This window comes from Methanomicrobium sp. W14 (assembly GCF_017875315.1).
Taxonomy (GTDB): Archaea; Halobacteriota; Methanomicrobia; order Methanomicrobiales; family Methanomicrobiaceae; genus Methanomicrobium.
On sequence record NZ_JAGGMM010000001.1, the window covers coordinates 682,381 to 695,769 of the forward strand.

General features: G+C 40.9%; 19 protein-coding genes. 5 read left to right on the forward strand and 14 right to left on the reverse strand.

Annotated elements, in window-relative coordinates:
• Positions 1 to 37 precede the first annotated feature (37 nt).
• The 11 genes from J2128_RS03580 to J2128_RS03630 all read right to left on the reverse strand — a co-directional run bounded on the left by J2128_RS03580 (position 38) and on the right by J2128_RS03630 (position 7,216).
• Positions 38 to 679 carry a hypothetical protein gene (locus J2128_RS03580; protein WP_209689703.1) on the reverse strand — a complete coding sequence of 214 codons (642 nt, stop codon included), beginning with the start codon at positions 677 to 679 and terminating at the stop codon, positions 38 to 40.
• A complete protein-coding gene (locus tag J2128_RS03585; RefSeq protein ID WP_209689706.1) occupies positions 661 to 1,359 on the reverse strand; it encodes an energy-coupling factor ABC transporter ATP-binding protein in 699 nt (232 codons plus the stop codon). Before J2128_RS03585 ends, J2128_RS03580 begins: the two co-directional genes overlap by 19 nt.
• Positions 1,340 to 2,029: an energy-coupling factor ABC transporter ATP-binding protein gene (locus J2128_RS03590; RefSeq protein WP_209689708.1), complete on the reverse strand. Its 690-nt coding sequence runs from the start codon at positions 2,027 to 2,029 to the stop codon at positions 1,340 to 1,342. The genes J2128_RS03585 and J2128_RS03590 overlap by 20 nt, the downstream gene beginning before the upstream one ends.
• Complete coding sequence (locus tag J2128_RS03595) at positions 2,013 to 2,543, reverse strand: biotin transporter BioY (RefSeq protein ID WP_209689710.1); 531 nt, start codon at positions 2,541 to 2,543, stop codon at positions 2,013 to 2,015. Before J2128_RS03595 ends, J2128_RS03590 begins: the two co-directional genes overlap by 17 nt.
• A 91-nt stretch (positions 2,544 to 2,634) precedes the next feature.
• Entirely contained in the window at positions 2,635 to 3,615 is a 981-nt protein-coding gene (locus J2128_RS03600; RefSeq protein WP_209689711.1) for a biotin--[acetyl-CoA-carboxylase] ligase, read from the reverse strand.
• Positions 3,616 to 3,620: 5 nt separating this feature from the next.
• A complete protein-coding gene (locus J2128_RS03605; protein ID WP_348632356.1) occupies positions 3,621 to 4,049 on the reverse strand; it encodes a DUF2111 domain-containing protein in 429 nt (142 codons plus the stop codon).
• Between the two features lie 34 nt (positions 4,050 to 4,083).
• Complete coding sequence (locus J2128_RS03610) at positions 4,084 to 4,668, reverse strand: hypothetical protein (RefSeq protein ID WP_209689716.1); 585 nt, start codon at positions 4,666 to 4,668, stop codon at positions 4,084 to 4,086.
• Positions 4,665 to 6,098 (reverse strand): RtcB family protein, encoded by a 1,434-nt coding sequence (locus tag J2128_RS03615; RefSeq protein WP_209689717.1) that lies wholly within the window; start codon positions 6,096 to 6,098, stop codon positions 4,665 to 4,667. The genes J2128_RS03610 and J2128_RS03615 overlap by 4 nt, the downstream gene beginning before the upstream one ends.
• Before the next feature lie 21 nt (positions 6,099 to 6,119).
• Positions 6,120 to 6,530, reverse strand: a complete 411-nt coding sequence (locus J2128_RS03620; protein WP_209689718.1) for an archease — start codon at positions 6,528 to 6,530, stop codon at positions 6,120 to 6,122.
• Positions 6,531 to 6,581: 51 nt separating this feature from the next.
• Complete coding sequence (locus J2128_RS03625) at positions 6,582 to 6,851, reverse strand: hypothetical protein (protein ID WP_209689721.1); 270 nt, start codon at positions 6,849 to 6,851, stop codon at positions 6,582 to 6,584.
• 50 nt (positions 6,852 to 6,901) lie between these two features.
• On the reverse strand, positions 6,902 to 7,216 hold the full coding sequence (locus tag J2128_RS03630; protein WP_209690197.1) for a DUF2551 domain-containing protein: 315 nt from the start codon (positions 7,214 to 7,216) through the stop codon (positions 6,902 to 6,904).
• Between the two features lie 183 nt (positions 7,217 to 7,399).
• On the opposite strand from J2128_RS03630, the gene J2128_RS03635 reads away from it, so the two are divergent.
• From J2128_RS03635 to J2128_RS03650, 4 genes are all read left to right on the forward strand, one after another.
• Entirely contained in the window at positions 7,400 to 8,266 is an 867-nt protein-coding gene (locus J2128_RS03635) for a protein translocase subunit SecF (RefSeq protein ID WP_209689723.1), read from the forward strand.
• Entirely contained in the window at positions 8,256 to 9,737 is a 1,482-nt protein-coding gene (locus tag J2128_RS03640) for a preprotein translocase subunit SecD (RefSeq protein WP_209689725.1), read from the forward strand. The genes J2128_RS03635 and J2128_RS03640 overlap by 11 nt, the downstream gene beginning before the upstream one ends.
• Positions 9,738 to 9,813: 76 nt before the next feature.
• Positions 9,814 to 10,083 (forward strand): thioredoxin, encoded by a 270-nt coding sequence (trxA, locus tag J2128_RS03645; protein ID WP_209689727.1) that lies wholly within the window; start codon positions 9,814 to 9,816, stop codon positions 10,081 to 10,083.
• A gap of 221 nt (positions 10,084 to 10,304) precedes the next feature.
• On the forward strand, positions 10,305 to 10,850 hold the full coding sequence (locus J2128_RS03650; RefSeq protein ID WP_209689729.1) for an aldolase: 546 nt from the start codon (positions 10,305 to 10,307) through the stop codon (positions 10,848 to 10,850).
• On the opposite strand, the gene aglJ is transcribed toward J2128_RS03650, so the two are convergent.
• Complete coding sequence (aglJ, locus tag J2128_RS03655; protein ID WP_209689731.1) at positions 10,814 to 11,740, reverse strand: S-layer glycoprotein N-glycosyltransferase AglJ; 927 nt, start codon at positions 11,738 to 11,740, stop codon at positions 10,814 to 10,816. The genes J2128_RS03650 and aglJ overlap by 37 nt on opposite strands.
• Before the next feature lie 39 nt (positions 11,741 to 11,779).
• Between aglJ and J2128_RS03660 the strand changes: the two genes are divergently transcribed.
• Positions 11,780 to 12,361 (forward strand): DUF99 family protein, encoded by a 582-nt coding sequence (locus tag J2128_RS03660; RefSeq protein ID WP_209689733.1) that lies wholly within the window; start codon positions 11,780 to 11,782, stop codon positions 12,359 to 12,361.
• A gap of 39 nt (positions 12,362 to 12,400) precedes the next feature.
• Here J2128_RS03660 and J2128_RS03665 read toward each other — a convergent pair whose 3' ends face one another.
• Together J2128_RS03665 and J2128_RS03670 are read right to left on the reverse strand one after the other, a co-directional pair.
• Positions 12,401 to 12,916 (reverse strand): archaellin/type IV pilin N-terminal domain-containing protein, encoded by a 516-nt coding sequence (locus tag J2128_RS03665; protein WP_209689735.1) that lies wholly within the window; start codon positions 12,914 to 12,916, stop codon positions 12,401 to 12,403.
• Positions 12,917 to 13,031: 115 nt separating this feature from the next.
• On the reverse strand, positions 13,032 to 13,385 hold the full coding sequence (locus J2128_RS03670; protein WP_209689736.1) for an Lrp/AsnC family transcriptional regulator: 354 nt from the start codon (positions 13,383 to 13,385) through the stop codon (positions 13,032 to 13,034).
• Positions 13,386 to 13,389 lie beyond the last annotated feature (4 nt).

Sequence of the window (13,389 nt, forward strand, 5' to 3'; positions counted from 1 at the left end):
TAAAGTTATTCAGTCTCTATTTACTTTCTCGCCGGAACTATAAATATGTCACTAAGTAGAAAACAGATAATAAAAATATCGCAATTGAAAAAATGGATGGTATAAAGTCTTTTTTTGATTTTTTAAAAACAGGATGCATACTCCCGCCTAAAGTATACCCCCTGAGCGCAAGAACCCTGCTCTGATAATTTGAGTCACGCAGAGACCATATCAGAAGATTTCCGATAACTGGGATTAACTCTTTCAGTTTATACCGGCTGTTTTTCATTTTCAGGGCAATTTTTGCCCGTGAATAATCTGCTGAAAAAACCTTCATACGGTTCAGTGCTATGGCCGATACAAGGCCGGCTTCAAAACCTGCCTTCTGACCGAAAAGCCACGTTAAAGTGTTGAGAAGATCGGATGATGAGATTTCGGTATAAGCCCATCCTGCTATGAGGAGAACAGCAGTCATTCTTATCAGGTATGACAAACCTGAAAGATGCCTGTATTCCATTATAAGAGATACAATTCCAATAAAAACAAAAAATACAGCAAAAACCTTCACCGACGGCATACTGTTACGTCTTTTTGAAAAAAGAACCCACCATAAAAACACGGCTATAGCACCTGCCACACTTGCGAATGCAGTTACTGACAACAGGAACACAGTCAGAAGCTTCAGCCTTGCGTCCTGCATAACGCCTCCACGGTATCACTAAACCGTATATTTTTTGGAATGACTCCTTTTTTTAGTGCAAATATGATATATTCCGGAGCATCATCCCATTCATGCAGGCATTCAGGTATTTTCCCGACGAACCTGAGTTTTCCCCCGGTAATTTTCCAGATGTAATCAGCCTTTGGCATTACGGACCGCTCATGTGTAAATATTACCGTAATACTGCTTCTGGAAAAAGAAAAGGTGCACAATTTTTCTTTCCATACAGGATCAAGTGCACTGAACGGTTCGTCAAGGATAAGAAGATCTGCCTTTTTTGAAAGAACACATAACAAATGCAGGCGTTTTAACTCTCCACGGGAAATATTCATAGGATCGCAGTGCATTTTGTTTTGCAGACATGCAGCCTCTAATACTTTTTCAGGAGACAAACCCCATGACTTTATCTCATTCTCTACCGTCAGCTTCGTCAGGTGATACTCGGGAAACTGCATGGACAAAAGGGTGCTTCCTATCCCAAAAAAACTGATTTTCCCATTTTGAGGCTTTAAAACACCTGAAAGAGCCATAGAAAGAGTAGACTTCCCCGCTCCCACCGGACCTGTTACAACATGAACTCCGCTCCTGAAGACGCCGTCTGAAAAGGACACAAAGTCCCCTTTCTTTATTACAAGGTTGTTAAGAACTATCTCCGGCAAATTCTTTTATCCTCCACAAACATGGCAAAAACAAAGTATTTTCAAGTTTTTCAAAGACTTCCCCCGGTAATCCTGAATATTTTACCATTCCCTTTTCCATAAAAATAAGATTGTCCGCTTTTTCTGCATAATCCATGTTCTGTGTACAGTGCATTATATAATCTACACGGGAATTTCGCAGAAACCTGTCCAGTACCCTGGAAGAATCAGGGTCCATATGGGAGTCAGGCTCATCAAGTACAAGGATTAAAGGTTCTGCTGCAATAGCAACGGCAAGGGAGACAAAGACCTTTTCCCCTCCGGAAAGGTTAACGACTTTTTTATGCAGCAGACAGGAAATATTAAGCATTTCAGCAATATTCATGACTTTTTTTTCTGCAATATCAGGGTCAGTGTAACAAAATCTCAAAGGAGATATTATTTCATCAAACACATCTTCAAAAATAATATTTCTTTCCGGGTATTCAGGAACAAAACCTACGTTCAACTTTCTGATCTCATTTCCGTCCACAGAAATCTGCCCGGAATTTGGAAGAGAAATGCCTGACAAAAGCCTTAAGAATGTACTTTTTCCGCTTCCGTTCTCTCCAATTATGCATGTGCGTCCTTTCGGAATTTCAAGTGAATCTATATTTAGAATACCAAGACGAACATCAGAAATTCTTATCATATCTGCTTTCAATCCTCTGAAAAACCAGGAACACTGCCACAAGTTTCACAAAATCACCTATAACGAATGGTACTGCTCCGGCAATTATTGCGTCAGACAAAGTAACTCCTGTAGACAAGAAGAGCCACAAAACTCCACATGAGGTTATAGTAGCTGTTCCTGCTATAAGTCCGAAAATTCTGGTATACCTGCTTTTTTTCTCATACGAGAACCCGACTATTGCTGCCGCAAGTATAAATCCTGCAAGATAACCGCCTGTCGGGCCCAAAATCACTCCAGGCCCTGACATTAACTGGTGAAACACAGGCAGACCTAAAAGTCCAAGTAAAACGTATAAAAACGCAGCAATTGCTGCGTACCTCTTCATAACACACCCACAGAGCAAAACAAAAAAAGTCTGCAGCGTTATGGGAACCGGAAACATTGGTATAACTATATACCCGCCGACAGCTATCAGGGCTATGAACAGACCAGCCTGTGCAACCAGTTCCGCTCTCTTTTCATCACCATACAATGTTATGTCAACCTTCAATAATTTTTAAGTTGACATAAAATAAACCTGACGAATTGAAGGTGTCAGGAATAAAAAACAAAAAAATCATATTTCAGACAGGAGTACAGTCACCGGAAAAGACCTTTTCTATCATACCGTTGTCTTTCTTGATAATCAGGGCACCATGGCTGTCAATGTCCATAGCTTCACCTTCTATTGTCCTGCGTGGAGTCGTAATTTTAACTCTTTTCTCAAGGGTCAGCGAAAGGCTCTTCCATTCTCTTGTAATTGAGTCATATTCACCGTTTTCGACGAGTTCATATCTTCTTTCAAATTCCATGAAAAATGCAGCCAGAAATTTTGCACGGTTTATATCCTCACCTGTTTCTATATTAAGGGAAGTTACGGGAGTCCTCATTCCTCCCTGGAACTCCTCAGGCTTTATATTTGCATCAATACCTATTCCCAGAAGGCAGTAATGTATCTGGTCTGCTTCGGCGGAAAGCTCCAGAAGAATTCCAGAGATTTTTTTATCTCCGATATAAATGTCATTAGGCCACTTTATCAGTGCACCTATGCCGTACATGTTTCTGATAGATCTTGCAACGGCTATCGATCCGGCCATCGTTACAAAGAAAAGCCGCTCAATAGGAACTTTAGGCTTTAGAACCAAGGTAGTCCAGATACCGCCACGAGGAGAAAACCATGCCCTTCCGAGACGCCCTACACCTCCGGTCTGCTCCTCCGCAATAACTGCCGTTCCGTCAAGGTTTTCGGAATTTTGCTTTTTAATGATATCATGTGCAATCCACGATGTCGACGGTGCATTATCGAAATAGCAGATATTCCGTCCAATAAACTTTGTCTTAAGGTATTTTTCTATCTCATGAGGAAGAAGAAGCGAGGTACTTCCTGCCAGTTCATAACCTTCGGTCCTAGATGAATTTATAGTATAACCGAGATTTTTCAGTTCATTTATCTGTTTCCATACCGCTGACCTTGTTATGCCAAGCTGTCTGCTGATATCCTCTCCGGACACCGGACCGCTGCTTTTCTCTAAAATGCTCAATATTTTCTCTGCAGTTTCGTTCATTGTCATTACCTTTTGGAAGTAGTTAACTCTGTAGGAAGAGGACACGGATCCTTTCCGCAAACCTGTTTCAATATATCGGACTGGTGCTCCATAAGTGTTGCAAGATCAAAAACTCCTGCAAAATCAACAATACCAATCGAACCGATTGCATCTTTATTTTCATCGCGTATTGGAGAGACAATTACAGGAACACCCTTATAAGGACCATCAGAAGGTGTGGTCTTCAAAAGAGTATTCGATTTTATTGCCTCCTCTAAAACCGGACCTGAATATTCACTGCTGATAAGACGACCGTCTTCTATTCTTACTCCTTTTCTGGACCTGGAGCGTGCTGTAACCGGAATCCTCACAATCCTGTGAACTGCCATTGCAACAGGCAAAAGATCAGATGCATCCGAATCTGCAGATATCCTGTATTCACTCAAATTAATCACCCCTTCTTTTAGGACTTTGTTTTCACTTTAACGTTTATAATGTAATATCCGCATTACCGGTACAGAATTTTTTGATGAAATCCTTTGAAGGAAGTTCATGAATGGACGTTATAAGATAATAACCTTCTCCGCACTTCTTTAAAATAACCACAGGCTTTTTATCGGACGTCTCTGCAACTACCTCATATTCGGGAGATTCGTCCATAAAATACCCGTCGCATTCTATCTTTGAAAGATCGAAATCGTCCATAATATCATGAAATGCACTATCATGGTTTACTGATATCTGGGCACCGAAGTACTCATGGACATAGCTGCATCTGAACGGAAGCCAGTCATAAACTCCGTCATCGCGTGTCATTGCACCAAAAGACAGCACATGCCCTCCTTTCATAACGAACTTCTTTATCCTGTCCGATGAAGCCCGTAAAGCCGGAAGAAGATTAGAATACATCTTGTTTCCAAAACCGGTAGGCACAATAAGAGTTACGATATCCCCTTTAAAAAAGGGTGTACTCAGCATATTGGGCGTTACAGGCTCACAGCCTACACCGCACTTTTCGATGTACCTGTTCATAAAACCTGAACATTCCCATGCAACTCCTGCCCTGCACTTCATCCTTTTATCACTCCAAGCGGTTCCAGTCTTGCAACTTCCCTGGAAATCCCTGAATCATGTACAACTCTTACAACTTCGCTGCTTGATTTGTATGCACCGGGCGCCTCTTCTGCAATTACGTTATTGCTGGTGGCTTTTACGAATATTCCTTTCATTTCAAGCTCCTCCTTTATTTTGAGACCGTCAATATTTTTTTTCGCACGTGATCTGGAGTATACCCTTCCGGAACCATGACACGTACTTCCGAAAGTCTTCTCCATAGCAACAGATGTTCCCTTAAGAAGATATGAAGATGTGCCCATGCTTCCCGGAATTATTACTGGCTGTCCTATATCCGATAGATCAGGCGGGATATCCGGACAGTCCGGGCCAAAAGCACGTGTTGCACCTTTCCTGTGAACACATACCTTCATTTTTCTTCCGTCCACGAGATGATCTTCATATTTTGCAACATTATGAGAAACATCGTAGATAAGCTTTAAGTCTTCATATTCAGTTTTATATATCCTGGAGAATACTTTCCTGACAAAATGCGTTATCATCTGCCTGTTGGCCCAGGCATAGTTTGCCGAGGCTGCCATTGCACCGAAATAAGCCTCTCCTTCAGGACTTTTTACAGGAGCGCAGGCCAGCTGTCCGTCAGGGATTTCAATGCCGTACTTCTTAGTCGCCGCTTCGACTTCCTTAAGGTGATCAGTACATACCTGATGCCCCAGGCCCCTTGAACCGCAATGAACCATTATACAGACGCTGTCTTTAGATACGCCGAACCTTGACGCTGCCTCCTCATCCATTATTTCCCTGACTGCCTGAACCTCAAGGAAATGATTCCCGGAACCCAGGGTTCCGCACTGTGGCATCCCTCTCTGTCTGGCCTTTGAACTTACAAAATCAATATCAGCACCACTCATGCAGCCATTGTCTTCGCATCTGACGAGGTCCTCTTTTACTCCAAAGCCTTCACGAACCGCCCATCCGGCACCTTCGAGCATCATTTCATCAATTTCGGCATTGGAATATTTTTTTTCTGCCTTTGTACCTACTCCTGTAGGAACTGCATGAAACAGCTCGGTAACAACCCTTTTTATTTTTCCTATGTCAGAGACATGCAGGGGTGTCGAGATAAGGCGGACACCGCAGTTTATATCAAAACCAACACCTCCAGGTGAGATTACACCTTCATCCATATCAAAAGCTGCAACTCCACCAATTGGAAAACCGTAGCCCCAGTGAATATCCGGCATAGCAAGGGAATATTTGACAATGCCCGGAAGCATCGCAACGTTTGTAAGCTGTTTTACAGCTCCTTCCTCCAGAGTTCCTGAAAGACTGTCAGAGATAAATAGACGCGCAGGAACACGCATACCGGGCGCAAAACCCTTCTTTATCTCCCATTCTACCTCACTGATTCTGTCAATACCTTCTCTCATAAAACACACCTGACCTTGTTTTCAGACATCAAAAATAATATCCGTCTGGTACATATTATCTGACTTTACAAGTTTAAGGCCTGACCTGGATATCCCCTTTATTTCCGTGCCTCCGGAATGACGGGAGATGTTAAACTCTTCACCGTAAACTACGGCAGAAAGGGAGTTATCCCTGATATCCACATCAGCCCTTGAAAAAGCAATATCATCTATTTCAAACACAAAAAGAAGCTCTGAAAGAAAATCAACCAGAAGGTTCTCCGGGGAGTCAGACGACAATGTAATTTCCTTTTTAATTAAGCAGCTTTTAACATCAGAACCAAACATCACGGAAAACATAGCCGACGCTGCTTCAGAGAATAATTCATTTAATGTTTTTCCCCTGCACCGGAAAAGGAAATCTGCCGTATGATCAAGTTCTTCAAAGGACATACAAAGATATTACATCAAAACACTTATCTCTTGCACGCATAACTTTTTTCGTTATACGTAATCGCCGAATTTTGGAAACATATTCATATCAATCCTGTCAATAAAGCGCGCCTGGTACATTGATACATACAATATGTAATCTCCAATATATATCTCAAGGTCCGAAGGTTTAGGTGGTTTTGCATGGGTTGATAAGATAATTGGTCCGCCACATGATGTACACACCCTGAAATTGCACTTTTTTCCCAGAATATAACGCCGGACTTCTTCTGAAACTGATATATCAGCGGATTTTGGATCTTCAAAAATATCTGTATTCATTCTTTAAAGTTTGGAAACCAAAATAAAAATAGATTGTGATAAGGCAATAATCAGGTTGTTTTGACGATACGCGCCACCAGATCTGCGTACTGGTCTTTCAGCCTGTAGCAGTTCTGATCATTGTCTTTTGACTTTATAACGTGAAAAATTCCAATTTTTGAAGCTATCGTCCCCACCATCGAAGCCACGGACTGGTAACTTACGTTAAATTTTTCCTTAAGCTTTGCGTGCGTCTCCGCAATGGTCATTGATTTCGTTTTTACAAAAATATTCAGCAGCGTCCGGCGAATGCCGTTCTTATCTCTGGATAGATAATTACGGAGACGTTTTTCTATCTCTTTTTTTAGATCTGCCGCTGATCTCATAGCTTTCATTATTTACCGGCATTTATATATATCTTTTGCCTGTTAAACATGGATAAAAAACAAATGTCAGTCTTCGGTGAAGATATCTCATACAACACATTATCTATTGCAAAAAAGAAGAATCTGTGTTTCATTTAAATTATTATCATAACAATTAATCATAAAGGATACAAACTTTAATGCATGGGTAAATATACCTATGACATAAACAGGTACAAACCCAGGCAGATGGTTGCTCTGCCTGTCGGTCTTCTTATTGTATCCATAATCTTTCTGGCATTTAATACTGTAACTACCGGAATGCCGGTGGAGCCAGGAATAGATTTTGCGGGGGGAGTTGCAGTGACTCTTTTTACAAGCGACTCCCCGGAGGATGTCTTGACTTATTTTAGTGATTATCCTCTGAAAAGTATAGGAGAAAGCATCAACAACGGGTATTACATCGTCTTTGACTATCTTGACGACGACTCATTTAAGGACCTTACTGAGCATGTCCTTGAAAAATATCCTGATGCAAAAGTGGATCAAATAGGTGAAACATTTGGAAAAACCCTTCAGACACAGGCATTGTGGGCCATATTTATAGCTTTTATTCTGATGGCTGTTGTAGTTTTTTTTGCCTTCAGAAACTTCGTTCCGTCGGTTGCTGTTGTCCTTTCGGCATTTTCAGATATTGTGATAACGGCATCTATCATGGATGTCCTGGGAATCACACTGTCTCTTGGAACAACCGCCGCACTTCTGATGCTTATAGGATATTCAGTAGACAGTGATATCCTGCTTACAACAAGGCTTCTTAAAAGGCAGGGCAAACTTGACGACAAAATGTCAGGTGCATTCCGCACCGGGGTTATTATGACAACAACAACAATAACCGCTGTTGCGGCGATGTTCATTGTAACAGCCATAGGTCAGGTTACTATTATACGGGATATGTCTGCTGTTTTACTGATAGGTCTTTTTGTTGATCTTATGAATACATGGATGCTTAATGCAGGGCTTTTAAAGCATTATATTCTCAAATCAAAGGGTGTTAAACATGTCAGATGAGGAGAGCACATTCAAAAAAATCTTCAAAGACTGGCGTGTCATGGTAATGATGGCACTGATAATATTCTCTTTGCTGAGCATATACGTTATACCTCCGGCATTTGACAAAGGCATAGAGGGCAACCTTCAGCTTGGACTCGACCTCCAGGGAGGGTCATGGATTCAGATATCATTCCAGTCAGAAGTCGCTAGATTCTCTTCAGATAATATGTCAGCTTCGGAAGTTGCCGAAGCACTCTCAAACGAGATTGGTGCAGACGTAATTGTTGTCAGCAATGATCAGGTCGAGATAAGGAAATATTATACTGAAGAAGAATTAAGACAGATATTCAATGATATCGGGGTCAAAATGGTATCCTACGAACAGGGTGTATCAAAGGATACGGCTGAAGATATCAAGCGCATTCTGGAAGACAAAGTAAACAACCTTGGAACACAGGACGCAAAGATAAACACTCTGAGCGGTATCAATGACGTAACCAGTTATATACGCGTTGAACTCGCGGGAACAGATATAAACACCGCACAGGATCTTGTCAGTTCACAGGGTAAATTCGAGATCAGGATCATAACTGAAGGAAACAAAACTGAACATGTCCTTTACGGAGACTCAGTAACAAGCGTATCCACACCAAGCCAGAGTCCTGCGGGAAGCCAGAACTGGGGAGTAGGATTCACACTTGACGAGGTTGGAGCTGAAGCGTTCAGGGAAGCTGCAATAAAATACGGTGCTGTAGACGATCCCAAAAACCATAATCTTGTAATGCTTCTTGACGGAAACGTCGTTTATTCCGCACCTCTTTCGGATACTCTTGCAAACAAACTGATGTCAGGGACTGTCCGTGACCTCAGCGCATCAACAGGTACAGGTGAAGACGCACTCGAAGAAGCCCAACTCCTGGAAATTCACCTGCGCGCAGGGGCTCTTCCTGTGGACGTATCGATTGCAGGTTCTGGCTCTGTTCCTGCCGAACTTGGAGAGTACTTTAAGATTGTATGTATCGTTGCCGCGATACTGGCACTGATAGCTGTCGGAATTACGATTTATTTCCGTTACAGGGAACCTTCAATTGTACTTCCGATGATGCTGACAAATGTATCAGAAATAATAATCCTTCTTGGAATTGCAAGATATATTCAGCAGCTTGATCTTGCAAGTATAGCAGGTCTTATTGCAGTTATAGGAACAGGAATCGATCAGCTGGTAGTAATAACGGATGAAGTTCTTCATGAAGGAAAGGTACCATCACCTAACGTCTATCTGAAAAGATTCAAACGTGCACTGGGTATCATAACGGTTTCAGCGTGTACCACGATATTTGCTATGCTGCCTCTTGCAATGATGGACCTCTCGACACTGAAAGGATTTGCAATAATTACAATCCTTGGTGTTCTCGTGGGGGTTATTATAACAAGACCGGCATATGGAAAGATCATAATGGCTATACTGTCCAAAAAACCGTCAAAATGATCTGAATTCTTTATCCCAAAAACAAAATTATATATCTTTTTCTGACCTTTTCTCTGTAAAGAGGTACAACAAGATTATGTCAAAACCAGTATTAATGGACTTTTTCGCAGAATGGTGCGGGCCATGCAAAATGCAGACACCGATTATTGAACAGCTGAAAGATATGATGGGAGACTCGGTCGAGATCAAAAAAATAGATGTCGACTCAAATATGCAGCTTGCAATGAAATACGGGATTCAGGTTGTTCCGACTATAATAATTGAAAAGGACGGAAAAATCGAACACAGGCTTGAAGGTGTAACTCCTGCCGATACATTGCAGGCACTGCTTAATCCTCTCTTATAGACCGGATATTAATAGTAATTTAATGTCCTGACTTAAAATACAAAATTTCGTTTTTTTAAACTTCTCAATCTTTTTATAAAACTGCATCAGGCTTTCCTGTCGATTTCTAAATTAAACCAATTGCAAATGAAAACCAAAGACAAAAAACAATTAAAAAACAGCATAAATATATTTTATCTGAAACATTAATTTTACAAAAAAAGTTGAAAAAAGGTATTTTAATGCAGAATAATGAATTTGAAAAAATCGGGAAAAGACTCCTGCAGGAACGCCTTCTGGGCGGAAATTTTGGGAATATGAGTATCAGATCAGAAACCGGATTTTATATCACGAAATCAGGCTCATTTATGGACGAACCCGGAGATCTTAAATACGTATCAATGGACAAGATTCCCGAAGAAGGAGCCTCCAGCGAGTGGCGCGTTCATTTTGATATCTACAACAAAACCAACAAAAAGGCTATAATTCATGCACACCCTGTTTTTTCTGTGGCGGCGTCTTTTTGCTATCATGAAATAATCCCTGAAGACAGTGAAGGAAAAATGCTATGCCCTGTAATACCTGTAGTCACTGGAGAACCGGGAACTGATGATCTTGCATGGAATATATCAGAAGCGCTAAAAAAATCATCTGTTGCAATTGCAAAAGGCCATGGAACATTTGCAGCCGGAAAAGATCTCACCGAAGCGTACCTTCTGACATCCATTGCGGAGTACTGCTGCAAAATTATTTATTTAAGGGGAGGTTTGGGAGGTTTAAGTCCCTGAATTTCAAGCCTTAACTCCCTGTTAAAGGAAACAATCATGTCGCCAATAACGCCAAACATAAAAATCTGAAATCCCAAAATTACCAAAAGGACAGTGACAATGGCAAGCTCAGTGTGTGTGATGTCTTTAAACCAGTCATAAGTTACATAAATTCCAAGACATATCCCTGCAAGGGATACAAAAATTCCTATGACTCCAAAATAAAAAATTGGATTGCTGACCCTTGCAAGTCTCCACAATGCAGATATTATTTTTGCCCCGTCTCTTACCGGGTGAAGCTTTGTAGGAGTACCCGGTCTGGGTTTATAGCTTACAGGAACAACCGTTATCTTCTGGCGGTTCCTTACAGCTTCAACAGATATCTCCGTTTCAATCTCAAAGCCTTTCTCACGAAGATTCATACCTTTAAGGGATTCAAGATTAAATGCCCTGTAGCCTGAGAGGATATCACTGAGGTACTGACCGTGGGCCACTTTAAAAAGATAATTAATTACTTCATTGCCAAAATGATTGAACCTGCTTAAGGATCCCGGATCATAAGAGTCAAGGCGGTTACCTATAACATGTTCATACCCGTCAAAAAGCGGACTGAGCATTTTTTCCGCTTCTTCAGGCAGATAAGTCCCGTCACCGTCAAGCATGAGAACATACGGCCTGTCAATATAAGAAAGAGCTTCAATTATTGCCAGACCCTTTCCTTTCCCCTTCTGAATTATTACATTTGCACCTTCGGACCGGGCTATTTTAACTGTATCGTCGGTACTGTTGCCATCCACTACGAGTATATGTTCATACCCCATGTCCCTGAAAGAACTTATGAGATTTCCTATTGTCGGGGCTTCATTAAGTGTCGGGATGAAGATGCATACTTCATCCTTTATAACATCCATTGCTACATTATATTAAAATCTACATTCATAAGTGCTTTCATGCAGACTGCAAAATCCGGAATAAGAGTATTAGGTATAGCAGAAAGCTTTGTAAGGGGCGCAAAAAAATCCGTTTTTGCCGGAGTGGTTATGAGAAAGGACCTCATAACTGACGGTGTATCCTTATCCACTGCAACCATAGGAGGATACGATGCTACCCAGGCAGTCACCAAAATATACAGAACCCTCAAAAGGAAAGATATCCACTGTATTTTTCTCTCAGGATGCATTGTATCATGGTTTAATGTAATCAACATCGAGGAGGTAAGAAAGGCTACAGATATACCTGTTATATGCGTTACATATGAAGATTCTGAAGGTATCGAAGATAAAATAAAGCATTATTTTCCAGAAGATGACAGAAGGATTCAGGAATACAAAAGAGTTGGAGGAAGATTTTCAGCCAGGCTAAAAACAGGTTATGATGTCTTTCTGCGCACTTCAGGAATATCTGTTGAGGAAGCTGAATGGCTGTGCAACGAATTTGTAAAAGACGGAAGAGTGCCTGAACCTCTGAAAGTTGCAAGACTTACCGCAAGAGCTGCTTTAAAATTCATAACAGGCGAAGGTTACTCTATTTAATTAATTGAATATTAAAGATTTGCTGAACTGTCTGTCTAATCAGTTGAAATCATAAGTATCCGTTGATATAACCTTATCGTCCGGCTTGGTAAGGATCTCAACTTTTATTCTGTCACCTGGTTTTATCAGCCCGTCGGTCAGGTCCAGCCCTGTTTTCTCTCCCGGATTCCAGTAAAAATCGCTGCACCCTAGGCCCCACATGGTTTTGACGAAAAAATGTCTTGTCGGTATAAAATCATGCCCGTGCATTGTATTAATTACGCACCCTAAAAGATTACCATTAGAGTAAATCTCTGCTTCAAGAAGTGAGTTGTCGTATGGTTTCATCCCGCTGTTGATAAGAATTATTTTACTCTCGTACTTGGGTGGATCGCTTGAGATTTTTCTTATCTCAAATATCGTGGGAACCTCATCAGAAGGCGTATATCCAGGTATATGAATATTCATACAAAAGAGATATACCAGAACAGCAAGAATTACTGTTATAGCCACAATAAGAATAACTGCAACAACCGGTGAAATTCCGGATTCTCTTTCGTAATTAAAGGACAACAATTATATTCTATATGTAATGAAAAAAGAATTTGTCGTTTTATACCTGTTTGTGCACTGTAAATAGAAAAACCGTGCACAACACGTTATTAATAATTTTAAATTAAAAAAATAAAATTTAATCAGGATTCTTTTCTGAAAATTCATCAATTGCAAGCTGATACATCCAGTCCATAAGGTGCGGACATTCTTCAACACTGCATTCCTCCTCGCATCCTATGCATGGAAGAAGTTCTCCGCCCGCAAGGAGAAGTTCAGGTTCAATTGCCCTTCTCTTCGCTTTTAGAAGATATGTCTTCACACCGTCCGACTTGTATTCAATTCTCTCAACCTGATCGGAATCAATCAGCTTCTTTACAATTCTCGAACATTTCCTGCTGTCTATATTCAGAAGTTTCCATAGTTCACTCTGAAGTACTCCTTCCGGTTTAGACTGGATAAGCCTGAATGCTTCCTCTTCAATTTCTGACATAAAT

Excerpts from the sequence above, each read along its gene's own strand:
- J2128_RS03670 (WP_209689736.1), bottom strand. The coding sequence starts at position 13,385 with ATGTCAGAAATTGAAGAGGAAGCATTCAGGCTTATCCAGTCTAAACCG.
- J2128_RS03630 (WP_209690197.1), bottom strand. The coding sequence starts at position 7,216 with ATGAGATCAGCGGCAGATCTAAAAAAAGAGATAGAAAAACGTCTCCGT.
- J2128_RS03640 (WP_209689725.1), top strand. The coding sequence starts at position 8,256 with ATGTCAGATGAGGAGAGCACATTCAAAAAAATCTTCAAAGACTGGCGT.
- trxA (WP_209689727.1), top strand. The coding sequence starts at position 9,814 with ATGTCAAAACCAGTATTAATGGACTTTTTCGCAGAATGGTGCGGGCCA.
- J2128_RS03650 (WP_209689729.1), top strand. The coding sequence starts at position 10,305 with ATGCAGAATAATGAATTTGAAAAAATCGGGAAAAGACTCCTGCAGGAA.
- J2128_RS03580 (WP_209689703.1), bottom strand. The coding sequence starts at position 679 with ATGCAGGACGCAAGGCTGAAGCTTCTGACTGTGTTCCTGTTGTCAGTA.
- J2128_RS03615 (WP_209689717.1), bottom strand. The coding sequence starts at position 6,098 with ATGAGAGAAGGTATTGACAGAATCAGTGAGGTAGAATGGGAGATAAAG.
- J2128_RS03660 (WP_209689733.1), top strand. The coding sequence starts at position 11,780 with ATGCAGACTGCAAAATCCGGAATAAGAGTATTAGGTATAGCAGAAAGC.
- aglJ (WP_209689731.1), bottom strand. The coding sequence starts at position 11,740 with ATGGATGTTATAAAGGATGAAGTATGCATCTTCATCCCGACACTTAAT.
- J2128_RS03610 (WP_209689716.1), bottom strand. The coding sequence starts at position 4,668 with ATGAAGTGCAGGGCAGGAGTTGCATGGGAATGTTCAGGTTTTATGAAC.
- J2128_RS03620 (WP_209689718.1), bottom strand. The coding sequence starts at position 6,530 with ATGTCCTTTGAAGAACTTGATCATACGGCAGATTTCCTTTTCCGGTGC.
- J2128_RS03590 (WP_209689708.1), bottom strand. The coding sequence starts at position 2,029 with ATGATAAGAATTTCTGATGTTCGTCTTGGTATTCTAAATATAGATTCA.
- J2128_RS03635 (WP_209689723.1), top strand. The coding sequence starts at position 7,400 with ATGGGTAAATATACCTATGACATAAACAGGTACAAACCCAGGCAGATG.
- J2128_RS03625 (WP_209689721.1), bottom strand. The coding sequence starts at position 6,851 with ATGAATACAGATATTTTTGAAGATCCAAAATCCGCTGATATATCAGTT.
- J2128_RS03600 (WP_209689711.1), bottom strand. The coding sequence starts at position 3,615 with ATGAACGAAACTGCAGAGAAAATATTGAGCATTTTAGAGAAAAGCAGC.